Origin of the sequence: Streptomyces sp. NPDC050842, from assembly GCF_044456565.1 — a bacterium.
Classification (GTDB): domain Bacteria; phylum Actinomycetota; class Actinomycetes; order Streptomycetales; family Streptomycetaceae; genus Streptomyces.
In genome coordinates this window covers 526,818-550,647 of record NZ_JBITGA010000005.1, presented here as the reverse complement: position 1 = coordinate 550,647, position 23,830 = coordinate 526,818, and the positions used below count along the sequence as shown (strand labels likewise).

Below are 23,830 nucleotides of genomic sequence, written 5' to 3'. Positions count from 1 at the left end.
TTCCTCGGGGCGCACCTGCGTGGGCTCGGTCCTCGTCATACATCTAGCAGTCGCCGCCCCTCGAAGGCGCGGCCGAGGGTCACCTCGTCGGCGTACTCCAGGTCGCCGCCGACCGGGAGACCGCTCGCGAGCCGGGTCACCCTCAGGCCCATGGGCTTGATCATCCGCGCCAGGTACGTCGCGGTGGCCTCGCCCTCCAGGTTCGGGTCGGTGGCGAGGATCAGTTCCGTGACCGTGCCGTCCGCGAGGCGCGCGAGGAGCTCCCGGATGCGCAGGTCGTCCGGGCCGACGCCCTCGATCGGGCTGATCGCGCCGCCGAGGACGTGGTACCGCCCCCGGAACTCGCGCGTCCGCTCGATCGCCACGACGTCCTTCGGCTCCTCGACCACGCAGATGACGGTCAGGTCGCGCCGCGGGTCCCGGCAGATGTTGCACTGCTCCTGCTGTGCCACGTTGCCGCAGACCGCGCAGAACCGGACCTTCTCCTTGACCTCCAGGAGCGCGTGCGCCAGCCGTCGTACGTCGGTGGGCTCGGCCTGGAGGATGTGGAAGGCGATCCGCTGCGCGCTCTTGGGACCGACGCCGGGCAGCCTGCCCAGTTCGTCGATGAGGTCCTGAACCACGCCTTCGTACAACGGAACGCCCTTCTCGGGGGTGCTTGATTCTTACGGTAGTGGCTGAAAGCGAGGCTTAGAAGCCTGCAGAAGGCCACAAAAGGCTCGGCCCTGATGGGCCGGGGTCAGAAGCCCAGGCCCGGCATGCCGCCCAGGCCCTGCGCCAGCGGGCCCAGCTTCGCCTGCTGGAGCTGCTGCGCGTTCTCGTTGGCCGCGTGCACGGCGGCCACGATCAGGTCGGCGAGCGTCTCCGTGTCCTCCGGGTCGACCGCCTTGGGGTCGATCACCAGGCCGCGCAGCTCGCCGGAGCCGGTGATGGTGGCCTTGACCAGGCCTCCGCCGGCCTGGCCCTCGACCTCGGTCCTGGCCAGCTCGTCCTGGGCGCGGGCGAGGTCCTGCTGCATCTTCTGGGCCTGGAGGAGAAGCTGCTGCATGTCGGGCTGGCCACCACCGGGAATCACGGTCACTCCTGAGGTTCGGTACGTCCGTATGTCGGGTACGCCCGAGCCTACGTGGTCCCCGCCCGCCCTGCCTCCATCACTCTTTCGAGTGAGAAACTGCGGGCTTCTCTACCTGATCAACACCCTCTTGCGGGCGGAAAACCCGGGATTCCGGGTCCGCCGCCCACCATTCGGCGGTAGGAAGGGCAGGCACCACGTGCACCGCACGTCACAGAAGGACACGCGCGCTGAGCTGAACAGAGGAGTCCCCCGGTGAGCCAGCAGCCGGACATGCAGCCGCCGGGGCAGCCCGGGGAGAACGCGGAACACACAGAGCGGCCGGACCGCGATCTCACCGGTACGCCGTTCCCCCTGGGCGACTGGGGCGAGCCCGCCGAGCGGCTCGACGAGCTGTACCGCTGGGTCGAGTCGAATGCCCTGCGCACGGCGGAGTGGTACCTCTCCGACCGCGTCTGGAAGCGCCGCTGCGCCCGGATCCTGCGGGTGGGCACCGCCGCCGGCGTGATCGCGGGCGCCGCGCTGCCGCTGCTCGACCTGACCGGGGTGGCCGAGGGCGCGGTCGGGTGGGGCTATCTGTCGCTGCTGATCGGCGCGGCCTGCCTGGCCTGCGACCGGTACTTCGGGCTGACGTCCGGCTGGATACGGGACGTGGCGACGGCACAGGCCGTGCAGCGCCGTCTCCAGGCCCTGCAGTTCGACTGGGCCTCGGAGAGCGTCAGGGAGGTCCTGGGGCCCACGGAGGGCACGGCCAGCGAGGCGGCCGAGCGATGTCTCGGCGTGCTGCGCCGCTTCTCGGAGGACGTGACCGAGCTCGTACGGGCGGAGACCGCGGACTGGATGGTCGAGTTCCGCTCGGGTCCCGCGCCGCTCATGCTCCAGTCGGTGGGCGTGGTGCCCGCGCGCGCGGAGAGCTCCCACCCGTCGGGCCGCTTCCCGCTGCCGCCCGGCACCCGGCCGAACATGCCGCGCCAGCGGCCCCCGGAGGCTCGCTGAGCCTCCGGAGGGACCGACCCGGGGGCCGTGCGGGGCCGCCGGGGGGGCCAGGGCCTGTCCGGCGGAGGCGCCCTAGCTCAGGATGATCATCGAGCCCTGTGCCAGGCTCCTGGTCGCCGCCGCGTGCAGCCCCAGCCACACGTGCCGCTCCCGCGCGAAGGGACTGTCGTCGTACGGAATCGGTCCGGCCGGCTCCTCCAGGGAGGTCGGCCGCTCCGGCGGGACCGGCATCGCCGGCGGGTTCATCGGGTCGATGCCGATCGAGGGCGCCACGAACTCGAGCTCCCGCAGCAGCCCGTACGAGGAGCCGAGCGGGCCGCCCCGCTCCAGGAGCTCGTCGCTGGAGAGCGGCGCCGGGAAGTCGACGGGCACGTACGAGCCCGCGTGGTCGTAGTGCCAGACCAGGTGCGACTGCTGCGCGGTCGCCTCGAACATCTCCAGGAGCTGTTCGTAGTCCCCGCCGAGCGCGCCGACCGGCTCGACCGGCAGCCCGCACACCTGGAGGAGGTACGCGCGGCGCAGGAAGTGCAGGGCCTCGTAGTCGAAGCCCGCGATCGGGGCGACGTCGCCGGAGAGCCCCGGCATGTACGCGTAGACGGGCACGGTCGGCAGGCCGGACGCGCTCAGCACGGCGTCGTAGGCCGCTATCTCTTCGGCGAAGGGGTTGTCGGGGCTGTGGCACAGCAGGTCGACAAGGGGGACCAGCCACAGGTCACAGGCCAAGGGAGGCTCGCTCTCCGTCAGTTGCAGGGACGGCCAGGGTAGTCGGCACGGCCGACCACGCCCACCCGCTCAGGAACTGCCCCGGGAGGCGCCGCCTCAACCCGGCCCCCACCCTGAGGATCCCTTCAGCGCGCGCGGCGCTCCAGCCGGTCGGCCCAGTCCAGCGAGTGCGTGTTGTAGTCCCGTACGACCGCGACGGCCGCCTCCGCGTCGCCGCGCGTGACCGCGTCCACCAGGTCGACGTGTCCGCTCCACAGCCAGCCGTGCATCTCCCGCTCGGAGCGCAGGTAGGGCACGGAGAAGACCCAGGCCTGGACGCGGAGCCGGTGCAGGAAGTCGGCGATGTAGTCGTTCGAGGCGACGAGGCGGGCCAGTTCGCGCCAGTAGCGGATGTCGTACCCGATGAGGACGTCCAGGTCCCCGGCGCGGGCGGCGCGGGCCGCGGCCTCGCCCCTGCGCCGTATGGAGACGAGTGCGACGCCGATCCCGAGGTCGGGTTCGGTGGCCGCCGTGCGGGGCGGCACCAGGGCGGCGTCGCGGCGGAAGATGCCGTCGACGACGAGCATCCGGGCCTCGACCATCCGCCGGTAGTCGTCGACGGAGTACTGGTGGACGCGGAAGCCGCGGTGCTGGTCGGAGTCGAGGAGCCCTTGTGCGCAGAGGTCGACGAGGGCTTCCCGTACGGGCGTCGCGGACACGCCGTACTGCTCGGCGATCTGCTTGACGGTGAATTCCTCGCCCGGCTGGAGACGGCCCGCGAGCACCTCGTCACGCAGCGCGTCCGCGATCTGCTGTCGCAAGGTGTTGCGGGTGACAGCTCCGCTCGCGGGCATGTGGTCGGTCCCCTCCGTCCGGCTTCGGACACCCTAGTCCAAACGGAGGGAACCTCCCCGTATCGCCTTGAGCACTCCCCGCTTACGCGGTGTACTCGTCGGCCACCGAGAGCGCCGCGTCCAGGGCCGCCAGGCCCTCCTTGATCTCTGCCTCGGAGACGTTGCAGGCGGGGACGGCGTGCGTGCGGTTCATGTTGATGAAGGGCCACAGGCCGTTCTTCTTCGCCGCGGCGCCGAGGGCGGCCATCGGCGCGGCGGCCTCGCCGGCCGCGTTGTACGGGACGAGCGGCTCGCGCGTCTCGCGGTTCTTGACCAGCTCCAGCGCCCAGAAGACGCCCATGCCGCGCACCTCGCCGACGGACGGGTGGCGCTCGGCGAGCTCGCGCAGGCCGGGGCCGAGGACGTTCTCGCCGATGTGGGCGGCGTTCTCGACGACCTTCTCGTCCTCCATCACCTGGATGGTGGCGACGGCGGCGGCGCAGGCCAGCGGGTGACCGGAGTAGGTCAGACCGCCCGGGAAGGGCCGCTTGTCGAAGGTCGCGGCGATCTCGGCGCTGATGGCGACGCCGCCGAGCGGCACGTAGCCGGAGTTCACGCCCTTGGCGAAGGTCATCAGGTCGGGCACGACGTCGTAGTGGTCGGCGGCGAACCACTTGCCCGTGCGGCCGAAGCCGGCCATGACCTCGTCGAGGACGAAGACGATGCCGTACTTGTCGCAGATCTCGCGGACGCCGGCGAGGTAGCCGGGCGGCGGGGTCATGATGCCGGCGGTGCCGGGCACGGTCTCCAGGATGATCGCGGCGATCGTCGCCGGACCCTCGAAGGCGATCGTGTCCTCCAGGTGCTGGAGGGCCCGCGCGCACTCCTCCGCCTCGGTGGTGGCGTAGAAGGGCGAGCGGTAGAGGAACGGCGCCCAGAAGCGCACGACGCCGGCCGAGCCGTTGTCGGAGGCCCAGCGGCGCGGGTCACCGGTCAGGTTGATCGCGGTGGAGGTGGCGCCGTGGTACGAGCGGTAGGCGGAGAGCACCTTCGTACGGCCGGTGTGCAGCCGGGCCATGCGGACGGCGTTCTCGACGGCCTCGGCGCCGCCGTTGGTGAAGAAGATCTTGTCCAGGTCGCCCGGGGTGCGCTCGGCGATGAGGCGTGCGGCCTCGGAGCGGACGTCGATGGCGAAGGCGGGCGCGAAGGTGGTGAGCTTCCCGGCCTGCTCCTGGATCGCGGCGACGACCTTGGGGTGCTGGTAGCCGATGTTCGTGTAGACGAGACCGCTGGTGAAGTCGAGGTAGCGGTTTCCGTCGTAGTCCCAGAAGTACGAACCCTCGGCGCCGGCGACGGCGAGCGGGTCGATCAGACCCTGGGCGGACCAGGAGTGGAAGACGTGCGCGCGGTCGGCGGCCTTGACGGCCGCGCCGGCCTGGGGATCGGGTGCGGCGGCATGAGGGGTCATGCGGTCGAGGGTAGGTAATCGCTGGTGGGGTGGGCCATGGCCATCTTGTCCACCGAGACCGGGCCGGACGCGACATCTTGCTCCGTGGCGTTTCGCGCCGGGGCGGGGTCTCGGAGGAAGCCACATCCCCATTGACAGCAAGCTGTCATCATGACAGTCTTCTGTCATGGGAACCGAGAGCGACACCAAGACCGTTCATCTCGCCGTCTACGACACCCTCGCCGACTGGGAGACGGGCCACGCCACGGCCTGGCTCGCCCGCGCGGGCTACACGATCCGGACCGTCGGCCCGGTCGCCGGAGAGCCCGTCACGACGATCGCCGGGATCCGGGTCGTCCCCGACCTCGCGCTCGCCGACCTCGCCCCCGAGGACAGCGCCCTGCTGATCCTCCCGGGCGCCGAGAAGTACGACGAGGGCGACGAGCTCGCCCCCTTCACGGCCAAGGCCCGCGCCTTCCTCGACGCCGGTGTGCCGGTCGCCGCGATCTGCGGCGCCACGGCGGGCCTGGCGAAGGAGGGCCTCCTCGACGACCGCCCGCACACGAGCGCCGTCTCGTTCTACCTGGCCGCCACCGGCTACAAGGGCGGCGAGCACTACGTCGACGCGGACGCGGTGACGGACGGGGACCTGATCACGGCGGGCCCGACGGAGCCGGTCGCGTTCGCCCGCGAGATCTTCGCCCGCCTCGGCGCGTACGAGGGCAAGCGGGACGCCTGGTACCGCCTCTTCCACGACTCGGACCCGGCGGCCTTCGTCGAGCTGAACTCGTGAGCCGCCTGGAGCAGGACGCCCTGTCCCGTACGGCCCTGGGCGTCTTCCGCCTGAACGGCCAGTTCCTCGCCGTCTCGGAGAAGCTGGCCGAGCCGGCCGGCCTGACCGCCGCCTGGTGGCAGGTCCTCGGCGCCGTCCTCCCCGAACCGCTGCCGGTCGCCGGGATCGCCCGCGTCATGGGCATCACGCGCCAGAGCGTCCAGCGGATCGCGGACCTGCTCGTACGGGAGGGCCTGGCGGCGTACGAGACGAACCCCGCCCACCGGCGCGCCAAACTCCTCGCGCCGACGGAGGCGGGCCGGGCGGCGATCGACCGCATCGAGCCGGGCCACGCGGAGCTGGCGGCCCTGCTCGCCGCGGAGCTGGGCGGCCAGGAGGCCTTCGACGAGACGGTACGGGTGCTGGAACGGCTCTCGGGGGCACTGGACGCGGTCAGCGCGACCTACTCGGCCCCTGAGGCAGCCGACTAGAGATGGTCCGCCGGGCAGCTGCTGGAGCTCGTACTCGACCCGGCGGCGCGGCGGCCTTCGGCGCCCGCGCTGCGGCTCAGCGGCCGATCACGTCCACCGGGCAGCGGATGCCGGAGGCGCGGGCCAGGCGTCCGTCCGCGGTGACCAGCGCGCAGCCGTACGCCTCCGCGGCGGCGACGTACGCGGCGTCGTAGGCGGTGAGGTTCCCTCGTAGCTCCCACATGCGGGGCAGGAGGACACGTGACAGCGGAACGACGGGCTCCAGCTTCCCGAGGGCGGCAACCGCGTCCTCCGCGTGCTCCTTCGAGATCTTCCCGCCTAGCAGATTGCCCCGGATCACCGACAGCACCTCGATCGTCCAGTGCTCCGGCGCGATCCACCTGCTGTCGGCGGCGAGGGCTGCCCTGCAGCGGTCGCCGATGGCGCCTTCGTCGAGCAGCGAGAACGCGAAGACCGATGCGTCGACGACGATCACTCGTCGCCCTCCGGCACGCCGAGGACGATGTCGCGCTCCGTACGCCCGCCCCGCAGGGCGTCCAGCACGTCAGCGGTGTCGAGCCGCGCCCCGTACCTCCCTGCGGAGAACCCCTCAAGGACGGCCAGGTTGTCCCGGCGCCGCACTTCGTCGCTCAGCACGTCGAAGAGGTACGCCTGCAACGACTGGCCTCGCTCACCCGCTATGGCCGCGAGCCGGTCACGCATGTCCTCGGGCACGTCACGAATCTGCAGTGCAACCATGCACACCATGGTTGCATGCACATGTGCATGCACGCAATCGCCCGGACCGCTACGGGCCCGTCTTGCCCGTGAACGGGAAGACGGGATAGCCGTCCGTGCACGGGCCCCCGGGCGGGTGGTACGGCCACTCCATGCCGACCCGGTACAGCACGGTCAGGGCGATGGCCGCCGCGACCGGTGCGAGCCACATGACCGCCCGCCCGCCCCGAAAGGGCCGGCGCCGCAGCGCGAAGGGGAGCAGAGACAGCAGCAGAGTCATGCAGAGCCACATGACGAGCATCAGCATGTTCAGCCCGACGTTGCTGCTCGCGTCGTTCCCGAGCGGGCAGCTCGCCCACGACCGAACGGTCCACGCGGTGCCGCCGTACGTGCCGAGGGCAGCGAGGGCGCCGGCCATCCAGTACCACCCGCACCCCGGAGCGGAAACGGGCGACGGCGCGCCTTCGGTCGTCGATCCGCGCATCCCCCACGCCCTCCCTGAAGACTGCCGATCAGCGCCTGACGATCCGGTCGAGGACCTCGGCGAGGCGGGCCTTGACCGCCGGGGCGTGGTGGAGGGGCTGCGGCTCGCCGTCACGGGTCATCCGGACGCCCCGGTCCGCGAGAACGTACAACATCCGGAGCGTGCGCAGGCAGTTGGAGAGGTGGGCGGAGACCGGGACTCCGATGCTGTCCGCCCCGAAGTCGGCGGCGATCACGTCGAGCCACGCCGTCGCCTCGTTCTCGCTCAGGTCGGGGCGAGTGAGGACACGGGCGACGGCGCGCGCGAGCCGGTCGTCTTCCAGCTGGTCGAGTACGTGGCCGGTGGGCGCGGTCAGTCGTGCGGCGGCGAGGTCGAGCATCCGCACCGGGTCCACGTCGGCGTGACGCCCGAACACGGCGAGGAGGTCCGCGCCGTGCGCGACCGCGTGGAGCCAGCCGAGCGTCTCGTCGTGGCCCCGCAGGTCCTCCTCCGCCGGGTACCAGCGCGCGAACGCGTCCACCCACTCCGGCCGGAGGTCCCCCTCGCTCACGAGCATGTCGAGCACGAGCGGCGCGAAGGTACGGGCCTGGATCTCCGGGTCCTCGAAGCGGGCCGCCATCTCGTCGCCGAGCGCGAGCCGCCGGGGCCCGTCGATCACCCCGCGCTCGATCCAGGTCGCGAGGACGGAGTAGGCCGCCCCGTCGCGGATCCCCGGATCGGGATCCGCGAGCGCGCGGGACAGCTCTCCTGTCAGTTCTTCCAGGTCACGGTCGGCGGGTATGGCGTAGTCGGCGGCTTCGATGCCGCTCCAGTCGGTCACGGCGGCACAATAAGCGCATACCGCCACCTCGCGCCGAGAATAAAATTTCACTGACCCCGAGCGGTCGTGTCCGCGTACGCGTACGGGTCGGCGAAGAGCTCCGTCACGGCGCTCCGCAGGAGCAGCGTGTGCACGAACCGGCCCGGCGCGCTCGGCGGGAACCGCCACGACAGCGGCCAGGTCCGCCCCGTCAACGCCGGCACCGGTACGTAACTCACCTGGGCGGGCCCGGCGTTGAACCGGGTCACCCCGCGCGGCCACGACCGGTGCGCCGTCGACCCCGGCGGCACGAGGAAGTACACCCCGCGCCGGCCGTTCGCCTCGATGACGACGGGCCCCGGGTCGCCCCCGGTGAGCACCTCTATCCAGTCGGCAAGCCGCCGCCCCTCGTCGCCGTCGACGCGGACGGCGTCGAATTGCACCCCGGCCTTGCGGAGTTGGAATCCGGAAACAGGAATCCAATCCACGTTTACTTCCCGATTCTCTTCATTCACAGGGACATGTTCCCGCGCCGACGCTAGCGTTTTCCACGACTGCGGTGGGCGCGTCGGTAACCCCTTGACCTGCACCAACGCACCTTGTGTGCAGTCGAATTCGGCGGGGAGCAGTTGAGACCGGTTGAGACCGGTTGAGTTCGGATGGGGATCGCGATGGCGCGAGAAGAGAACAAGGAAACGGTGGGCCCCGCGGCGAGGATGGCGGCCGCCGTGGCGAAGAGAATGCGGCTGAAGAAGGGCCTGACGCAGGAGCAGTTGGGCGCGCAGATGGGCTACAGCGGCGCGGCGATCAGCGCGATGGAACGGCTCCTGCACGCGGTGAGCGACGAGATGCTGGTACATCTCGAAGTCGCCCTGGGCGGCGGGACGGGCATCTTCGAGGAGATGCGGGAGCTCGTACGGCTGGAGAAACTGCCGGAGCAGTTCCGTGGATACGCGCCGATCGAACAGAAGGCGCTGGCGCTGTGGCTGTACGCGAACCACGTCGTGCATGGGCTGTTCCAGACGGAGGCGTATGCGCGGGCGCTGATCGCGGGGAGCTACCCCGAGCCCACACCGGAGCGGGCTGAGGAACTGGTCGTCGGCCGCATGGCACGGAAGGCGCTGTTCGACCGGGATCCGGTGTGCCAGATCGAGCTGGTGCTCGACGAGTCAGTGCTGCGACGGCCCATCGGGGGCAAGGAGGTAATGCGGGAGCAGTTGGTGTACCTGGCGGAGTGCGCGCGAAGGAGGAACGTGAACCTTCAGGTGCTGCCGCTGGACGCGGGGCTGGGAGGCGAGTACTCAGGTGACCGAGGCAACCTGACCGTCATCGAAACCCCAGCCCACGACCGGGTGACCTACCTGGAAATCCAGGGGGAGAGCCTGCTGATCACCGACCGGGCGAAGCTGAGTACGCACCTGCAGCGGTATGCGAAGATCCGGGCACAGGCCCTGGATCCGCGCACGTCGCTGGGGCTCATCGAGGAGTTGGCGGGAGTACGGAGATGAACGACAACACCCTGCACTGGTTCAAGTCCAGCTACAGCGACGGCGGCGGCGGCGAGTGCGTAGAGGTCGCCACCTGCGCCCACGCCGTCCACCTTCGGGACTCGAAGGTCAGCGACGGGCCCACGTTCGCCGTGGAGCCCGCCGCCTGGACCGTGTTCGTCGCCTGGCAGGACTGATCAGCAGTACAGGTTCGAACCGGCCGGGACGCCCAGGATCTGGGTGAACTGCTGGTACTTGGTGACCCGGCTCTGGACCTGGGCCGGGTTGCCGCCGTTGCACTCCAGGCTGCCGTTGATCGCCCAGATGGTCTGGCCGAAGCCCGCGCCGTTGACCATGGCGTTGTGGGCGGTCATCGTGCCGGGGCCGTTCTGGGTGTTCCAGTACCAGAGGCCCGTCTGCATGGCGACGGCCGGATCCTGCTCGACCCGCCAGGGGTTGTTCAGCAGGTCGATGCCGAGGGCGTCACCGGCCGCCTTGTAGTTGAAGTTCCAGGAGAGCTGGATCGGGCCGCGGCCGTAGTACGCGGCCTGGCCGGCCGGGCAGCCGTAGGGCTTGCCCGCGTCGCAGTAGTGCGGGTAGTTCGCGGTGTTCTGCTCGACGATGTAGTAGAGGCCCGCCGTCTCGTGGGAGACGTTCGCGAGGAAGGCCGCGGCCTCCTGCTTCTTCACCGTGTCGCTGCCCGTCTTGGCGAAGCCGGGGTAGGACTTGAGCGCGTCGGTGAGGCCCTTGTACGTGTAGAAGGGGTTCCGGCTCGGGAACATCTGGTTGAACTGGGCCTCGGAGACGACGAATCCGGAGGGGTCCGGGTCCGTGCCGCCGCCGGTGCCGCAGGTGCCCTCGTCGCGCCAGACGTCGGAGGAGCCGGGACGCTCGTTCTGGGTCCACCACTTCGCGTACCAGTTGTGGCCGTTGTACGAGGCGGTCATGCCGCCGGTGTAGACGCTGCCCGAGTTCCAGGCGCCGACACAGGCGGGGGCCGCGCCGGCGGTCGCGGAGGGGAGGAGTACGGCGAGTCCAACGGCCGTACAGAGAGCGGCGATCAGAGTGATCAGCCTTCGCAGCATGAGCTGTCCTTCCGGGTGGGGTCCGGGTGGGGAAGGCCCAGCGAAGCGTGATTGGTCTGGACCTGTCAAGGTCTAGACCAGAACTTGTGACAGTTGGGGTTCCGGTTGCATACGAAGCGGCCCCGGGCTCGGAGATCCGAGGCCCGGGGCCGACGTGTGGCGCGTAACGCCCGTACTGCTACAGCAGGTTGTACGACTGGTAGCCGGTGCCGATCTGGGTCGGCGCCTTGAACGGGGTCGCGGCGACGCCCGTGCCGTAGTAGCGCATCAGCGCACCGCTGGGCTTGCGGGCGAGGAGGTCCGCCTTGCCGTCGAGGTTGAGGTCGCCGACCGAAAGGAGGCGGTCGTACGCGTTCCAGCCCTGGCCGATCTTCGTACGGCCGCTGAAGGGGGCCTTCCAGTTGCCCGTGCCCTTGTAGAGGTACAGGTAGCCGGTGGACTTCTCCTTGGCGACGATGTCGGGCTTGCCGTCACCGGTCAGGTCGCCCTGGCCGGCGATCTGGTCGTACGCGTTCCAGCCGCCGCCGACGCGCACACGGGTGGTGGTGGTTCCGTTCGGGTACGCGAGGTAGCTGTACAGCACACCGTAGGAGTCGACGCCGATGAGGTCGGCCTCCTTGGCCCCACCGATGTTGCCGGGCGAGAGGATCGTCTTGTAGATGTTCCAGCCGCGGCCGACGATGTCCGCGTCCTGCGAACCCGAGTAGTCCCCGAAGAAGATCAGCTGACCGTTCTTGAGGACGGTCCACTGGCTGTCGGAGATGGCGTCGTTGTCGTTGTCGGCATCGATGATGTCGGCGACGTCGGAGGCGTCGTCCCCGGTGTCCCACTTGTCGAAGCCGCCGCTGCCCGTGGAGAACCAGATGGTCAGGTCCTGGGTCGTCTTGTGGACGCCGTACATGTCGAAGAGAGGCTGCTCCGGCAGCTCCGCCGCGGAGGCCGTGCCGGCAACGGTCGCGGTCGCGACCGCGACGGCGGTGGCGACGAGGGCGCCCTTGAGCGCACGACGACGTCGAATGATGTTCATCGAAAATCCCCCCTGGGATACTTCGGCGGCGCACATGACACACCGCCGCTGTCCCGAATCCTGCCACAGCCGTTCGAATGCTTTGCGCCACAAAACGGCTCCGGGGCGGCGAGCTGCCGCCCCGGAGCCGATGGAGGGGGAGAGAGGAGAAACGGGCGCCTTAGAGGGGCAGGGCCGAGGTGACGTCGCCGAGCGCCGCGGGGTTCGCGGCGTCCGTGACGGCGCCCAGGGGGGAGTCGGACTGGCTGGCGCCGGTGACCGGGCCGAGCAGGCCGGTCGCGCCCGCCAGGGGGTCGACCGCGGCGGCGGCGCCCGCTCCGAGACCGATGGCGGAGGCGGCGAGGGCGAGGGCGGTGAGGACACGCTGGGAAGAGTTCATGTCCGGATAACGATCCCCCTCGTCCCAGGTACCGGTACGGCCGTCATCCGCCCCAGGTCGGGGCACCCGGGGCGGATGAGGTTGACGGGTCGGAACCGATCAGAACCGGTCAGATCATCAGGATGACGCGGCCCGGACGGTGGCCCGCCTCCGCGCGGCGGTGGGCCTCGGCGGCCTCCTCCAGCGGCATGACGTCGGCCACCCGGGTGATCAGCTCGCGGGCCGCGACCTTCTCCAGCGTCTCCTTCAGCCGGGCGGCGTCCGGGCGGGCCCGGACGGCCTCGACGCGGATGTTCCGCTCGGCGACCGGAACCCGGTCGGGAGCGATCGCGACGAAGACGCCGTCGTCCTTCAGCAGCGGAAGGAGCCCCACGCCGCCGAAGAGCGCCCCGTCGAAGATCCCGTCCACCCGCTCCGGGGCGACCTCCATCACCCTGGCGGCCACGTCCTCCGGCGCACCGCGCGGGACGGCGTGGTCCGCGCCGAGGATCTTCAGTTCGCTCTCGTCACCCTCGTGGGCGACAGCCACGACCCGCAGTCCGGCCGCATGGGCGTACTGGACCGCGAAGCGGCCCACCACGGCACTCGCACCGGTCACGAGCAGCGTCGCCCCCGCCGGGAGGGCGAGCCGGTCGAGGCCCTGCTGGGCGGTGGCCGAGGCCAGCGGGACGGACGCGGCCACGGTGAAGTCCACGTCGTCCGGGATCGGGGCCAGCCAGTCCGGATCGACCCAGACGACCTCGGCGTACGTGCCCTCGCCGGTCAGCTCCTCGTACCAGTTGACGTAACCGGCCACACGCGTCCCCTCGGCCATCCCGGGCACGGGATCGAGCAGCCTTCCCGCGAAGTCCGTCCCCAGGACGAAGGGGGGCTTGAGCGCGCCGACCGCGTCGGCGTACAGGCCGGCCCGGATCCGCAGATCCGCCTGGTTCACACCGGCGGCCTTGAGCCGTACGCGCACCCTGCCGGGGACGTCCCCGACCACCGGCTCGGGCCGGCGGGCCATTCTGAGGACCTCGGGTCCGCCGTAGGCGGTCACTTCGACGACACGCATGGGGTACTCCTCAGACGGAAGGCCCCCTCGTGGCCATTACACCCACGCCGGAGAGCCCCCAGCAACCCCTGTTGGCCCGCCCGCGAGCCTCCGGCCGAAGGAAGGGAGAACTCCGGGTGACGGCGAGCTACGCCTCGCACGGAACCGCACACACGTGCGTACCGTCGCGCGGGTGGACTGGCTCACCGCTGAGAACCTCATCGCCCTGGTCACCGCCCTCCTCGGTGTCCTCGTCTCCACCGGTGCCGTCTGGTACGAGCGGCGGGTGCCGCACCAGCGGCGGATCGGCTACCGCGTCCAGCTCGACACGACCATCGGGAACGCCGCCGCCAACGGGGCGGCGACCGGCCCCGGCGCGGCCGTGCGGCGCGGGTTCTTCAACGCGACCCCCGCCCTCAGGGACGCCACCCTCGTCCTGCTCCGGATCGAGAACGACGGGGCCCTGTCGATCGGCGCCGACCACTACACGGACGGTGACGACCACGGACTCACGGTCGAGTTCGAGCGCCGCCGGGTGCAGGCGGTCGTCGTGACCGCTCCCGACCATCCCCGGCTGCTCAGCCACTTCTCCGACAGCTGGGTGGGCCCGGCGGAGGGCGACGCCACCATCCTGCTGCCCAAGGTCCCGCTCAACCGCGGCGCCCACTACAAGCTGCTCGTCCTGCTCACCGGCGGCCCGATCGGCGACCCGGTGTCGGTCGACGGCAACATCGCCGAGGGCCACGTCCACGTCAACCACAGCACGACCCCCGACGACAAGCCGCCCGTCTTCAGCCGGGTCGCCCGCACGGTCACCGTCGTCCTCACCGTCTGTGTCGTCGCGCTCGCCGCGATCATCGTCCGCGAGCAGACCCCGCCGCCGATCGGCTGCGCCAGGGGCACGCTGACCGTCACCGGCTCGACGGCCTTCGCGCCGGTCGTCCGGGAGCTGGCGAAGAAGTACGAGAAGGACTGCGCGGGCTCGACGGTGAACGTGACCGCGCACGGCTCGACCGCCGGGATACGGGAGCTGGAGGCGTCCGGGACGAAGTCCGCCAAGGGCTCCCCCGCCGTCGTCGCCCTCTCCGACGGGCGCAAGCCGGGCGGCTACCCGCAGCTGCGGGAGAACATGGTCGCGGTCTCCCTCTTCACCCTCGTCCTCAACGACGGGATCCCCGTGGAGAGCCTCACCCTGGACGAGATCCGCCGCCTCTACCGGGGCGAGATCACCAATTGGAAGGAGCTGGTCCCCAGCCTCGACCAGCCGGTGCGGCTGATCAGCAGGGACGCCAACTCCGGCACCAGGGAGGTGTTCCAGCGCCGGGTCCTCGGCCGCAACGAGCTCGCCAACTCCTCCCGAGACTGCGAGAGCATCGACGACCCCGCGTCGAAGGTCGTCCGCTGCGAACTCGACTCCACCGAACAGGTCCTGTCGACCGTCGCCAGGCTCCCCGGGGCCATCGGCTACACCGAACTCCGCGGCGGCACCGGCCTGAAAGGGCTGCACCGGGTCGCCATCGACGGGCGCAGACCCGTCGTCGAGGAGATCGGCGAGTCCAGCTACCCGTACCGCGAGATCGAGTACGCCTACACCTGGGGCCGGCCGCCGGCCGACTCCCTGACCTCCAGCTTCCTCGACTACCTGATCCGGGGCAGCGGCCAGGACGTCGTCCTCACCCACGGCCATCTGCCCTGCTCCACCCCGAAGGGGCTGCGGATCTGCGGGGACGGCTGACGTCGGATCCGTGGGGACGGCCGACGTCCGTGGGGACGGCCGGCGCCCGGTCTGGCATGCTCGTCGCCGTGGAGCCATTGAACGCGGAAGACCCGGTCACCATCGGTCCGTTCCGTCTGATCGGCCGTCTCGGGGTCGGGGGGATGGGCCGGGTGTTCCTCGCGCGCTCGGCCGGCGGCCGGACGGTCGCGGTGAAGGTGGTGCACGCCGAGCTGGCCGCCCAGGAGGAGTTCCGGCGGCGGTTCGCCCGCGAGGTCGCCGCCCTGGAGCGGGTCGGCGGGACGGGCACCGCGCCCGTACTCGGCTCGGACACGTCCGCCGACGCCCCGTGGGTGGCCATCGGGTACGTACCGGGTCCTTCGCTGCGGACCGTGGTCGGCGACGAGTTCGGGCCGCTGCCACCCGCGACCGTACGGACGCTGGCCTCCGGACTCGCCCGCGCCCTCGTCCACATCCACGACGCCGGGCTCGTCCACCGCGACCTCAAGCCGTCCAACGTGCTGCTGACCGTCGACGGGCCCCGGCTCATCGACTTCGGCATCGCCCGCGCCGTCGACACGGTCGCCGACGGCGGCGGGCTGACCACCACCGGCGCGGTCGTCGGCTCCCCCGGCTTCATGTCGCCCGAGCAGGTCCGCGGCGACCGCGTCACGCCCGCGTCGGACGTCTTCTGCCTCGGCTCCGTCCTCGCCTACGCGGCGACCGGCCGCTCCCCCTTCGGGACGGCCGACAGCGGGGTCCACGCCACGATGTTCCGCATCGCCCACGACGAGCCCGACCTGACGGACCTCGCGCCCGAGCTCTCCGGCCTCATCCGGGCCTGCCTCGCCAAGGACCCGGAGGCCCGCCCCTCGGCGACCGAGATCGTCGAGACGCTGCCGGTCGCCGACCCCTGGCTCCCGGCGGACGTCCTCGCCCGGCTCGGCCGCCACGCGGCCCGCCTCCTGGAGGCGGAGGCCGCGACGGGGGCCGGGCCGGGGTTCGGCGGAGCCGCGGTGGCCGCCGCTGCCGGAGCCGGGGGATCCGCCGCCGGTGACCCGACGCCCGCCACGCCCCTGCCGCCCACCGCCCGCACCGCACCCCGCCCCCGCCGCCGTACGGCCCTGATCACCGCCCTGGCGACGCTGGTCGTGGCCGCCGCGGCCGGCGCCACGTACACCTTCTGGCCCGACCCGAACACCGGCGGCGACGAGCAGAAGAACCGCGGCAGGGGCGAGACCGACGGCGTCTCCGCCCGGCCCGCCGGGATCGTCCCCGGCGGCTTCCTCGGGGCCTGGGAAGGCGTCATCCAGGGCACCGCCGACCACCCCCGGGAGACCGCCCGCATCGAGATCACCCAGGGCGCGGCCGGCGCCAAGAACGCCGTCTACGTCCAGGTCTCCGAAGGCCGGCTCTGCATGGGCCGCTCCCGGCTCGTCTCGGCCGACGAGGACAAGGTCGTCTACGGCGAGTCCGACGTCACGAGCAGCGTGCCCGCGCAGCGCTGCACCCCCGCCGCCCACCAGACGCTCACCCTGCGCTCCCCCGACGTCCTGGAGTGGACCTCGGGCGCCGCGAAGGCCACCTTCCGCAAGGCGCCCACCGGCACCGCCGTCATCCCCGCCCGCTTCCTCGGCCGCTGGCGCAGCAAGCCCATGCCGGAGATCTACGGCGCCAACGACGACCGCTTCAGAACGGAAGTCACGGTCAGCCAGGGCCCGATCGGCACCCAGCTCGTCCGCTTCACCGACGTCTTCCCGCGCATGAACGACGCCGGTGAGATCACCACCGACATCGTCAGCTGCGGCTCCACCGCCGTCCTCGCGGGCGTCGGCGACCTCCTCGTCGTGGGCCCGCAGGCCAAGGACGCGGGCAGTTCGGACGCCGAGTGCCCCGAGGCCGGCTCCAGTTACCTGGTCGTGGACAAGTGGGAGGGCAAGGACCGGCTCCTCGTCTATCCGATGATCGACGCGGAGCCGGGTGAGTTCCTGCGGTTGTAGGGCTATTCGGGGATACGACCTGTGCAGGTGCTGAACGGCTCGTCCAGCACGCACTCGAAGAGGGCGTTCCAGTCGCTGTCGGCGTCCGCCGCGCCGGCCTGCACGGTGTCCTCGCAGGCCTTGTCGGTCAGGCCCCAGAGGGATCCGTCCGGCCAGCCGGCCTGCTGCGTGCGGTTCTGCACGACGTCGAGGCAGGCCTGCGGCGCCTTCAGCCGCTTGAGTTCCTCCACGAGCTCCTGGTACTTGGCGTTGTTCACCGCACCGGCCTGCTCGTCGAGCGTCGCCTTGGCGGCGGCCCGGTCCGACTCGGAGGAGTCCGCGCTCTGGTAGACCTTGAGCGCCGCGGCGTTCTGCTGCAGCTTCTCCTGGACCTTCTTCTTGTCCTCCGGTTCCGTCGGCGCGGTGCCCGGCTGCTGGGCAGCCAGCACACCGCCGAGGAGCACGTCCGCGTACTTGGAGTAGAGCACCTTCTCCTGCACGGTCAGGTTCTTGTCCGTGAGTTTCGTGAGGACGGTGTTCAGGTCCTGGAGGACCTTGAAGTAGACGAGCCGCTCGGCGACGGAACCCTGACCGTTGAACTTCTCCAGCGCTGTGGTCACGCCGAGGACGAGCTTGGCGTACCTCTCCTGGTCCTCCTTCGGGGTGTCCGCGTCCTTGCTGAGCCTCAGCGCTTCGGCCAGCCCCTTGGCGAGGGCCTTGGCGTCGTCCTTCTCCTGCTGCGTCCCGTTCCCGTTGACGATGGCCTGGAGGTCGTCCAGCTGCTTCTTGACCTTCGCCTTCTCCGTGGCGGAGAGGTTGGACGCCGCGAGGTCGGCCTGCGCCTGCTTGAGCTCGCCGGCGGTCAGGGTCTGGATCGCGATGTTCTGGGCAGGAGGCGCTTCGTCGCCCTCAGCAGGCAGCTCTCCGGGCTGCTCGGCCGGGTTGGCTTCCTCTTCCGCCGGGTTCGGCTCTTCCTCCACGTCGGGGTTGTTCTGCTGCTGCTCCTCGCCTGGGGGCACTTCCTCCTCAGGAGGCACTTCCTCCTCGGCGGGCGGCGGCACTTCCTCCTCGGCAGGCGGCGGCACTTCCTCCTCGGCAGGCGGCGGCACCTCCTCCTCGGCAGGCGGCGGCACCTCCTCCTCGGCAGGTGGTGGTGGCGGCGTCGGCTGAGCCCTTCCGCTTTCAACGGCCTGGACCTGCGCCGGGGCTGCCGGGGCCGCCATGGCGCCCATGCCTGACGACAAGGCCAAGCCGGCCGCCAGGAGGGACGCGCTCGCAGCCCGGACGACTCGTCGCTGGGCGGATGTGGTCATGGTGCATCCAGGTGGCTGTCAGTGTGCTGCTTCGTCCGCGGGGGCCTACCCGCGAAGGCGGGCCAAGGTGACCGGAGTTCCACGACTCAACGGTGCACGGGAATCACACGACCCACTCTTCTCCCGTGGCCCCGGGTCGGCAACTCGGGGCCACGGCACGCGAACACACTGTGTGAGCACACCCCCTGGAAGGGCCCTAGCCGCCTACGCCGAGTAGTTCCAGGGCGGCGCGGGCCGAGTCGAGGAGCGGCGCGCCGAGCGTCCCCAGCATCGCGGCGATGCCCGCGACCGTCAGCAGCGCCCGGCGCCGTACGGGCGTCTCGACGCCCGCGCCGGTCGCGTCGGCGGCGAGGACGGGCAGCGCCTCGTCGAAGGACTGCTGGTCCTCGGGCGCCACCTCCGCGCGCAGCTCCCGCATGAGCGCGACGACGGTCCGCAGCGCCTCCTCCAGGGTGGGCTGCTGCGGCGGTGCGGGGTAGTTGTTGACGATCCCCGTGATCTCGGTGCCGCCATGGATGTTCACGGCGTCGCCGAAGTAGTAGTTGTTCCCGTCCCCGCTCATGAGCCCACCTTGCCCGTGTGACCGGAGCCGCCGTAGATGTTCACGGCGTCGCCGAAGTAGTAGTTGCTGGGGTTGCTGATCGAGAGCGCGCCGACGACGACGTTGAGGTTCGCGTCCGGCTCGTCGATCGCGGCCGCGATCTGCCCCACGAGTCCGTCCAGGTGACGAGGGTCGCCGGAGACCATCGCGGTCGACTGGCCGTTCGTCTCGATGGCCAGGACGTAGTGCGCGGACGCGGTCACCACGACGAGCATGTCGGCCGTGAACCAGATCACTGCGAACACGATGGCGAGGAAGGAGAGCCCGGAGAGGAAGCCGATGAGGTCGTCCCCGTCCGCCCCGCCGCCGAAGGTGCTGGCGAGAGACCCGAAGAAGAGGACGAGGAGCAGGGCGAGCAGCGTGAGGCCGATCCGCTTCAGGAACGTGCCGATCGCCTCTGCCTTACGCGGCCGGAGGACGAAGGTGTAGACGCGGACGATGTTCTCCAGCGGATAGGCGGCGCCGCCCACCCAGAGCAGTCTCTTGCTGATGACCAGCGGCAGGTGCCGTGCGACACCTGAACCGGCACCCGGTGGCGGCGGGGTGGCCGGTGTGTCGGCGGGACGGTGCCACGGCCGCGGAGGTGTGGCGGGAGGTTCGGGCGTTTCCATGCTTCCCCCTGAGACGGAACCACGCGCGAGTGGACACTCATTAAGCGCCCACCACCCCTTGCCCGCAAGGCGAGTTCAGGACTCCTGTGGGCGGAGTTCGGCCGCCGCTCGGGCGTAGCCGCGCACCAGGGGGCGGGTGTCGTCGGCCCGCCAGGCCAGGACGAGGCGGCTCGGGGTGACGCCGCTGACGGGGCGGATCGCGACGCCCTCGCGGGCGAGCAGCGGCACGTTCCCGGCCGCGACCAGGCAGATGCCGAGCCCGCCCGCGAGCGCCTCGTACGTCTCGTCCACTCCGCCGATCTCGGCGCCGATCACCGGCGGGCGCCCACCCCGGGAGTCCAACGCCAGCCAGTAGTCGCGCAGTTCGGGCCCGGTGTCCGGCAGGGCGAGGAACGGCTCGTCGAGGAGGTCGGCGAAGTCCAGGCTCTCGCGCGCGGCCAGCGGGTGGGCCTCCGAGAGCGCGACGAACCGGGGCTCGGTGGCCACGACGACCCAGCGGAACCGGTCCGCGCCCGCCAGCGGAAGCCAGACGAAGGCGACGTCGCTGCCGCCTCCCCCTAGGACTCCGTCCTGGGAGGTACCCCCGGCGAGGCCGGCCGTCGGGTCGTCCCAGGCCACCTGGCGCAGCTTCAGCCGGGCCCCGGGGTGCGCCTCGGTGAAGCGGGAGCGGATCGCGGGCAGCAGGCCGCCCCGCCCGGGGCTGGTGCTCATGCCGATGACGAGGGTGCCGTCCGCGGCTTCCCGCGCCCGCCGCACCGCCTCCCGGCCCTCCTCCCAGGCGGCGAGCGCGGCACGGGCGTGCGGCAGCAGGGCGGTACCGACGGGGGTGAGGGCGACGCCCCGCCGGTCGCGGTCGAAGAGGGGGGCGCCGAGCTGTCGCTCCAGGGCCCGTATCTGCTTGCTGAGCGCGGGCTGGGACACGTACAGCTTCTCGGCGGCGCGGGTGAAGTGGAGCTCCTCGGCGACCGCGAGGAAGTACCTCAGGTCGCGGCCGTGGACGTCGCTGGTGGTCATGCCCATGGGTTATCACGGCAGGTCTTGGACGGCCAGGGGCCGGGCGGCGCAGCCTTGTCGCGTCAGCACGGAACAGTCGCGAGGGAGTACGGACATGAGCAAGGTCTGGTTGATCACGGGAGCCAACAGCGGATTCGGGCGGGCCTTCGCCGAGGCCGCGATCGCCGCCGGCGACGTCGTGGTGGCCGCCGCCCGCCGCCCCGGGACCCTGGACGAGCTGGTCGCCGCCCACCCCGACCAGGTGGACGCGGTCGCCCTGGACGTCACCGACGCGGCGGCGGTCGACCGGGTCGTCGCGGAGGCCGCCGAGCGGCACGGCCGCATCGACGTCCTCGTCAACAACGCGGGCCGCACGCACGTCGGTTCGGTCGAGGAGACCGCCGACGCCGAGCTGCGGTCCCTCTTCGACCTGCACGTCTTCGGCCCGGCCGCCCTCACGCGGGCCGTCCTGCCGCACATGCGGGCCCGCCGCTCGGGCGCGATCGTGCAGCTCAGCAGCGTCGGCGGGCAGGCGTCCATGGCGGGCTTCGGCGCGTACAGCGCGACCAAGTTCGCCCTGGAGGGCATGTCGGAGGCGCTCGCGGCCGAGGTCGGCCCGCTCGGCATCCGGGTCCTGATCGTGGAGCCGGGCGCCTTCCGTACGAGCCTGTTCGGCAACCACAGCCTGAGCGGCGACGGCATCGCCGACTACGCGGACACGGTGGGCGGGACGCGGGCGTTCGTGGAGACCGGGGGCGGTACGCAGCCGGGCGACCCGGCGAAGGCCGCGGCGGCCGTACTGAAGGCCCTGGACGCCGACGAGACCCCGCTGCGACTCGCCCTCGGCGACGACTCGATCGACGCGATCCTGGGCCACCTGGAGCTGGTGCGGGCGGACCTCACGGCCTGGGAGAAGGTCGGCAGGGACACGAAGCTGGACGGCTGACGGACACGAGGAAGGGCCCGCACACCGGTTCGTCGCCGGAGTGCGGGCCCTTCCTCGTGCGTACTCCTACAGGAAGGAGTTGATCTCGATCGTCTCGGTGCGGCCGGGGCCGACGCCGATCGCGGAGATCGGGGCGCCCGACATCTCCTCCAGGGCCTTCACGTACGCCTGCGCGTTCTTCGGCAGGTCGGCGAAGGTCTTGGCCTTGGTGATGTCCTCGGACCAGCCCGGCAGCATTTCGTAGATCGGCTTCGCGTGGTGGAAGTCGGTCTGCGAGTAGGGCAGCTCCTCGACGCGCTTGCCGTCGATCTCGTACGCGACACAGACCGGGATCTGCTCCCAGCCCGTCAGCACGTCGAGCTTGGTGAGGAAGAAGTCGGTCAGGCCGTTGACGCGGGTCGCGTAACGGGCGATGACCGCGTCGAACCAGCCGCAGCGACGGTCACGGCCGGTGGTGACACCGCGCTCGCCACCGATGCGGCGCAGCGCCTCGCCGTCCGCGTCGAAGAGCTCCGTCGGGAACGGGCCGGCGCCGACACGGGTCGTGTAGGCCTTGAGGATGCCGATGACCCGGCTGATCTTCGTCGGGCCCACGCCGGCACCGGTGCAGGCGCCGCCCGCGGTCGGGTTCGACGAGGTGACGAAGGGGTACGTGCCGTGGTCGACGTCGAGCAGGGTGCCCTGGCCGCCCTCGAAGAGCACGACCTTGTCGTCGTCGAGCGCCTTGTTGAGGATCAGCGTGGTGTCCGCGACGAACGGCTTGATCTGCTCCGCGTACTGGAGCATCTCCTCGACGATCTGGGCGGCGTCGATGGCACGGCGGTTGTACAGCTTGGCGAGGAGCTGGTTCTTGCCCTCCAGCGCCGCCTCGACCTTCTGGACCAGGATCGACTCGTCGTACAGGTCCTGGACCCGGATACCGACGCGGTTGATCTTGTCGGCGTACGTCGGCCCGATGCCGCGACCGGTGGTACCGATCTTGCGCTTGCCGAGGAACCGTTCCGTCACCTTGTCGAGGGTGACGTTGTACGGGGTGATCAGGTGAGCGTTACCGCTGATCAGGAGCTTCGACGTGTCGACGCCGCGGTCGTTCAGTCCGCTCAGCTCGGAGAGCAGGACCGCCGGGTCGACGACGACACCGTTTCCGATCACCGGGGTACACCCCGGCGAGAGGATTCCGGAAGGGAGAAGATGCAGCGCGTACTTCTGGTCGCCTACGACGACGGTGTGGCCGGCGTTGTTGCCGCCCTGGTAACGCACTACATAGTCAACGGATCCACCGAGGAGATCGGTGGCCTTTCCCTTGCCCTCGTCACCCCACTGAGCACCGAGCAGCACAAGTGCGGGCACAGGCGTACACCCCTTCCGGGTGGGGCATGTCCAAGGTCAGGGGCCGAGGCCGCCTCACCGGTGTGCCCCGGAATAGACGAAGCCCCTGGCGCAATAGCGCAAGGGGCTCTTGCACAAAGATGCTACCCGAGGAAGGACCGAGGTGTCGGATCACGACCAGCTGCTGGTCATCGTCGACCCGGTCGCCCGCCGAAGTGACGGCGAGTCCGTACGGATCGCGAAGGATGTCCTGTCGGCGCGCGCGGAAACGAAGATCTGCCTGCCGGACAGCCCGGAGGAATTCACCCGGGCCCTGGCCCGGCGCGGCTCCCGGCACCCCGTGGTGCTCGGCGACGACCGCGCGCTGCTCCGTACGGTGACGCTGCTGCACCGGGAGCGGGAGCTCGCCGAGGGGGCGCTGTCCCTCGTCCCGATCGGCCCGCCGGACGCCCTGGAACTGGCGCACGCGCTCGGCGTGCCGCGCTCCACCCCGGCGGCGGCGCGGGCGGTCCTCGACGGGGCGGTACGCCGCCTCGACCTGCTGGTCGACGACAGCGACGGGGTCGTCCTCGGCGACCTGCTCGTCCCGGCCGGCCGCGCCCTGGGCGCGCCGACCTCGTCCGTCTGGGGCACCTGCCGCTCCCTGGTCCGCACGCTGGTCCGCCCGGCCCCTACGGCCCTCGCGGTCCGCACCCACCGGCTGCGGGTGGAGGCGGACGGGGTGCTCCTCGCGGACGTGGACACGCCGGTGGAGGGCGTCTCGGTCCGCTCGGTCGCGGGCACGGCGGAGGTCACGGTCCACCCGGCCCACCCGTCGCCGGAGCCGGACCACCAAGCGCTGGCCCGCACGCTCACGGTCTCGGGCCCGGACTTCCGCTACCGCGCGGACGGCCGCGTCACGGGCCCGGTCCGCCGCCGCACGTGGACGGCCCGCGCGGGGGCGTGGGGGCTGACGCTTCCCCGGGACATCGGGGGGCTCTAGCCTGCCCGTGGGGTGGGAGTGGCTCGTGGGAGCTCGCG

The 23,830-nt window shown here is 71.2% G+C and carries 28 protein-coding genes; 9 read left to right on the top strand and 19 right to left on the bottom strand.

Features of this window, described 5'->3' with window-relative positions; genetic code table 11:
• Positions 1–35: 35 nt before the first annotated feature.
• Both recR and ACIBG6_RS19610 read right to left on the bottom strand, forming a co-directional pair.
• Complete coding sequence (gene recR, locus ACIBG6_RS19615; RefSeq protein WP_024760125.1) at positions 36–635, bottom strand: recombination mediator RecR; 600 nt, start codon at positions 633–635, stop codon at positions 36–38.
• Positions 636–739: 104 nt separating this feature from the next.
• Positions 740–1,075 (bottom strand): YbaB/EbfC family nucleoid-associated protein, encoded by a 336-nt coding sequence (locus ACIBG6_RS19610; protein ID WP_399223838.1) that lies wholly within the window; start codon positions 1,073–1,075, stop codon positions 740–742.
• Between the two features lie 270 nt (positions 1,076–1,345).
• Here ACIBG6_RS19610 and ACIBG6_RS19605 point away from each other — a divergent pair, with 270 nt between their 5' ends.
• The gene (locus tag ACIBG6_RS19605; protein ID WP_399224024.1) at positions 1,346–2,068 is read left to right on the top strand and encodes an SLATT domain-containing protein; all 723 of its coding nucleotides are present in this window, start codon (positions 1,346–1,348) and stop codon (positions 2,066–2,068) included.
• A gap of 72 nt (positions 2,069–2,140) precedes the next feature.
• On the opposite strand, the gene ACIBG6_RS19600 is transcribed toward ACIBG6_RS19605, so the two are convergent.
• From ACIBG6_RS19600 to ACIBG6_RS19590, 3 genes are all read right to left on the bottom strand, one after another.
• Entirely contained in the window at positions 2,141–2,791 is a 651-nt protein-coding gene (locus tag ACIBG6_RS19600; protein ID WP_399223837.1) for a hypothetical protein, read from the bottom strand.
• Between the two features lie 125 nt (positions 2,792–2,916).
• Positions 2,917–3,624, bottom strand: a complete 708-nt coding sequence (locus ACIBG6_RS19595) for a GntR family transcriptional regulator (protein WP_399223836.1) — start codon at positions 3,622–3,624, stop codon at positions 2,917–2,919.
• Positions 3,625–3,706: 82 nt separating this feature from the next.
• Positions 3,707–5,071: an aspartate aminotransferase family protein gene (locus tag ACIBG6_RS19590; protein ID WP_399223835.1), complete on the bottom strand. Its 1,365-nt coding sequence runs from the start codon at positions 5,069–5,071 to the stop codon at positions 3,707–3,709.
• Between the two features lie 166 nt (positions 5,072–5,237).
• Here ACIBG6_RS19590 and ACIBG6_RS19585 point away from each other — a divergent pair, with 166 nt between their 5' ends.
• Positions 5,238–5,843 carry a DJ-1/PfpI family protein gene (locus tag ACIBG6_RS19585; protein ID WP_399223834.1) on the top strand — a complete coding sequence of 202 codons (606 nt, stop codon included), beginning with the start codon at positions 5,238–5,240 and terminating at the stop codon, positions 5,841–5,843.
• Positions 5,840–6,313: a MarR family winged helix-turn-helix transcriptional regulator gene (locus ACIBG6_RS19580; protein ID WP_399223833.1), complete on the top strand. Its 474-nt coding sequence runs from the start codon at positions 5,840–5,842 to the stop codon at positions 6,311–6,313. Before ACIBG6_RS19585 ends, ACIBG6_RS19580 begins: the two co-directional genes overlap by 4 nt.
• Positions 6,314–6,389: 76 nt before the next feature.
• Here the strand turns inward: ACIBG6_RS19580 and ACIBG6_RS19575 are convergent, their stop codons facing one another.
• The 5 genes from ACIBG6_RS19575 to ACIBG6_RS19555 all read right to left on the bottom strand — a co-directional run bounded on the left by ACIBG6_RS19575 (position 6,390) and on the right by ACIBG6_RS19555 (position 8,801).
• Positions 6,390–6,788 carry a type II toxin-antitoxin system VapC family toxin gene (locus ACIBG6_RS19575; protein ID WP_399223832.1) on the bottom strand — a complete coding sequence of 133 codons (399 nt, stop codon included), beginning with the start codon at positions 6,786–6,788 and terminating at the stop codon, positions 6,390–6,392.
• On the bottom strand, positions 6,785–7,051 hold the full coding sequence (locus tag ACIBG6_RS19570) for a hypothetical protein (protein ID WP_384137584.1): 267 nt from the start codon (positions 7,049–7,051) through the stop codon (positions 6,785–6,787). The genes ACIBG6_RS19575 and ACIBG6_RS19570 overlap by 4 nt, the downstream gene beginning before the upstream one ends.
• A 49-nt stretch (positions 7,052–7,100) precedes the next feature.
• Entirely contained in the window at positions 7,101–7,448 is a 348-nt protein-coding gene (locus tag ACIBG6_RS19565; RefSeq protein WP_399223831.1) for a hypothetical protein, read from the bottom strand.
• Positions 7,449–7,542: 94 nt separating this feature from the next.
• Complete coding sequence (locus ACIBG6_RS19560) at positions 7,543–8,334, bottom strand: DUF2785 domain-containing protein (protein WP_399223830.1); 792 nt, start codon at positions 8,332–8,334, stop codon at positions 7,543–7,545.
• A gap of 47 nt (positions 8,335–8,381) precedes the next feature.
• Complete coding sequence (locus ACIBG6_RS19555) at positions 8,382–8,801, bottom strand: hypothetical protein (RefSeq protein WP_399223829.1); 420 nt, start codon at positions 8,799–8,801, stop codon at positions 8,382–8,384.
• Between the two features lie 183 nt (positions 8,802–8,984).
• On the opposite strand from ACIBG6_RS19555, the gene ACIBG6_RS19550 reads away from it, so the two are divergent.
• On the top strand, positions 8,985–9,821 hold the full coding sequence (locus ACIBG6_RS19550; protein ID WP_399224023.1) for a helix-turn-helix domain-containing protein: 837 nt from the start codon (positions 8,985–8,987) through the stop codon (positions 9,819–9,821).
• Complete coding sequence (locus ACIBG6_RS19545) at positions 9,818–9,997, top strand: DUF397 domain-containing protein (RefSeq protein WP_399223828.1); 180 nt, start codon at positions 9,818–9,820, stop codon at positions 9,995–9,997. Before ACIBG6_RS19550 ends, ACIBG6_RS19545 begins: the two co-directional genes overlap by 4 nt.
• Here the strand turns inward: ACIBG6_RS19545 and ACIBG6_RS19540 are convergent, their stop codons facing one another.
• The 4 genes from ACIBG6_RS19540 to ACIBG6_RS19525 form a co-directional block, all read right to left on the bottom strand.
• Positions 9,998–10,885: a glycoside hydrolase family 19 protein gene (locus tag ACIBG6_RS19540; protein WP_399223827.1), complete on the bottom strand. Its 888-nt coding sequence runs from the start codon at positions 10,883–10,885 to the stop codon at positions 9,998–10,000.
• Positions 10,886–11,063: 178 nt separating this feature from the next.
• Positions 11,064–11,912, bottom strand: a complete 849-nt coding sequence (locus ACIBG6_RS19535; RefSeq protein WP_399223826.1) for an FG-GAP repeat domain-containing protein — start codon at positions 11,910–11,912, stop codon at positions 11,064–11,066.
• 160 nt (positions 11,913–12,072) lie between these two features.
• The gene (locus tag ACIBG6_RS19530; RefSeq protein WP_399223825.1) at positions 12,073–12,291 is read right to left on the bottom strand and encodes a hypothetical protein; all 219 of its coding nucleotides are present in this window, start codon (positions 12,289–12,291) and stop codon (positions 12,073–12,075) included.
• A 109-nt stretch (positions 12,292–12,400) separates the two neighbouring features.
• Complete coding sequence (locus ACIBG6_RS19525) at positions 12,401–13,345, bottom strand: NADP-dependent oxidoreductase (protein WP_399223824.1); 945 nt, start codon at positions 13,343–13,345, stop codon at positions 12,401–12,403.
• Positions 13,346–13,517: 172 nt separating this feature from the next.
• Between ACIBG6_RS19525 and ACIBG6_RS19520 the strand changes: the two genes are divergently transcribed.
• Both ACIBG6_RS19520 and ACIBG6_RS19515 read left to right on the top strand, forming a co-directional pair.
• Positions 13,518–15,059, top strand: a complete 1,542-nt coding sequence (locus ACIBG6_RS19520; RefSeq protein WP_399223823.1) for a PstS family phosphate ABC transporter substrate-binding protein — start codon at positions 13,518–13,520, stop codon at positions 15,057–15,059.
• Positions 15,060–15,127: 68 nt separating this feature from the next.
• The gene (locus ACIBG6_RS19515) at positions 15,128–17,038 is read left to right on the top strand and encodes a serine/threonine-protein kinase (protein ID WP_399223822.1); all 1,911 of its coding nucleotides are present in this window, start codon (positions 15,128–15,130) and stop codon (positions 17,036–17,038) included.
• 2 nt (positions 17,039–17,040) lie between these two features.
• On the opposite strand, the gene ACIBG6_RS19510 is transcribed toward ACIBG6_RS19515, so the two are convergent.
• From ACIBG6_RS19510 to ACIBG6_RS19495, 4 genes are all read right to left on the bottom strand, one after another.
• Positions 17,041–18,150: a hypothetical protein gene (locus ACIBG6_RS19510; protein WP_399223821.1), complete on the bottom strand. Its 1,110-nt coding sequence runs from the start codon at positions 18,148–18,150 to the stop codon at positions 17,041–17,043.
• Positions 18,151–18,526: 376 nt separating this feature from the next.
• Positions 18,527–18,892 carry a hypothetical protein gene (locus tag ACIBG6_RS19505; protein WP_399223820.1) on the bottom strand — a complete coding sequence of 122 codons (366 nt, stop codon included), beginning with the start codon at positions 18,890–18,892 and terminating at the stop codon, positions 18,527–18,529.
• Positions 18,889–19,542, bottom strand: coding sequence for a DUF6232 family protein (locus ACIBG6_RS19500; protein WP_399223819.1), 654 nt, complete (start codon positions 19,540–19,542; stop codon positions 18,889–18,891). Before ACIBG6_RS19500 ends, ACIBG6_RS19505 begins: the two co-directional genes overlap by 4 nt.
• A 75-nt stretch (positions 19,543–19,617) precedes the next feature.
• Complete coding sequence (locus ACIBG6_RS19495; RefSeq protein ID WP_399223818.1) at positions 19,618–20,562, bottom strand: LysR family transcriptional regulator; 945 nt, start codon at positions 20,560–20,562, stop codon at positions 19,618–19,620.
• An 88-nt stretch (positions 20,563–20,650) separates the two neighbouring features.
• On the opposite strand from ACIBG6_RS19495, the gene ACIBG6_RS19490 reads away from it, so the two are divergent.
• Complete coding sequence (locus tag ACIBG6_RS19490) at positions 20,651–21,481, top strand: oxidoreductase (protein ID WP_399223817.1); 831 nt, start codon at positions 20,651–20,653, stop codon at positions 21,479–21,481.
• 66 nt (positions 21,482–21,547) lie between these two features.
• Here the strand turns inward: ACIBG6_RS19490 and ACIBG6_RS19485 are convergent, their stop codons facing one another.
• Positions 21,548–22,831 carry an adenylosuccinate synthase gene (locus tag ACIBG6_RS19485; protein WP_317596806.1) on the bottom strand — a complete coding sequence of 428 codons (1,284 nt, stop codon included), beginning with the start codon at positions 22,829–22,831 and terminating at the stop codon, positions 21,548–21,550.
• A 142-nt stretch (positions 22,832–22,973) separates the two neighbouring features.
• On the opposite strand from ACIBG6_RS19485, the gene ACIBG6_RS19480 reads away from it, so the two are divergent.
• The gene (locus ACIBG6_RS19480; protein ID WP_399223816.1) at positions 22,974–23,792 is read left to right on the top strand and encodes a diacylglycerol kinase; all 819 of its coding nucleotides are present in this window, start codon (positions 22,974–22,976) and stop codon (positions 23,790–23,792) included.
• Positions 23,793–23,830 lie beyond the last annotated feature (38 nt).

Excerpts from the sequence above, each read along its gene's own strand:
- ACIBG6_RS19495 (WP_399223818.1), bottom strand. The coding sequence starts at position 20,562 with ATGGGCATGACCACCAGCGACGTCCACGGCCGCGACCTGAGGTACTTC.
- ACIBG6_RS19570 (WP_384137584.1), bottom strand. The coding sequence starts at position 7,051 with ATGGTTGCACTGCAGATTCGTGACGTGCCCGAGGACATGCGTGACCGG.
- ACIBG6_RS19605 (WP_399224024.1), top strand. The coding sequence starts at position 1,346 with ATGCAGCCGCCGGGGCAGCCCGGGGAGAACGCGGAACACACAGAGCGG.
- ACIBG6_RS19550 (WP_399224023.1), top strand. The coding sequence starts at position 8,985 with ATGGCGCGAGAAGAGAACAAGGAAACGGTGGGCCCCGCGGCGAGGATG.
- ACIBG6_RS19585 (WP_399223834.1), top strand. The coding sequence starts at position 5,238 with ATGGGAACCGAGAGCGACACCAAGACCGTTCATCTCGCCGTCTACGAC.
- ACIBG6_RS19500 (WP_399223819.1), bottom strand. The coding sequence starts at position 19,542 with ATGGAAACGCCCGAACCTCCCGCCACACCTCCGCGGCCGTGGCACCGT.
- ACIBG6_RS19505 (WP_399223820.1), bottom strand. The coding sequence starts at position 18,892 with ATGAGCGGGGACGGGAACAACTACTACTTCGGCGACGCCGTGAACATC.
- ACIBG6_RS19590 (WP_399223835.1), bottom strand. The coding sequence starts at position 5,071 with ATGACCCCTCATGCCGCCGCACCCGATCCCCAGGCCGGCGCGGCCGTC.
- ACIBG6_RS19595 (WP_399223836.1), bottom strand. The coding sequence starts at position 3,624 with ATGCCCGCGAGCGGAGCTGTCACCCGCAACACCTTGCGACAGCAGATC.
- ACIBG6_RS19540 (WP_399223827.1), bottom strand. The coding sequence starts at position 10,885 with ATGCTGCGAAGGCTGATCACTCTGATCGCCGCTCTCTGTACGGCCGTT.
- ACIBG6_RS19525 (WP_399223824.1), bottom strand. The coding sequence starts at position 13,345 with ATGCGTGTCGTCGAAGTGACCGCCTACGGCGGACCCGAGGTCCTCAGA.
- ACIBG6_RS19490 (WP_399223817.1), top strand. The coding sequence starts at position 20,651 with ATGAGCAAGGTCTGGTTGATCACGGGAGCCAACAGCGGATTCGGGCGG.
- ACIBG6_RS19545 (WP_399223828.1), top strand. The coding sequence starts at position 9,818 with ATGAACGACAACACCCTGCACTGGTTCAAGTCCAGCTACAGCGACGGC.
- ACIBG6_RS19565 (WP_399223831.1), bottom strand. The coding sequence starts at position 7,448 with ATGGCCGGCGCCCTCGCTGCCCTCGGCACGTACGGCGGCACCGCGTGG.
- ACIBG6_RS19535 (WP_399223826.1), bottom strand. The coding sequence starts at position 11,912 with ATGAACATCATTCGACGTCGTCGTGCGCTCAAGGGCGCCCTCGTCGCC.
- ACIBG6_RS19530 (WP_399223825.1), bottom strand. The coding sequence starts at position 12,291 with ATGAACTCTTCCCAGCGTGTCCTCACCGCCCTCGCCCTCGCCGCCTCC.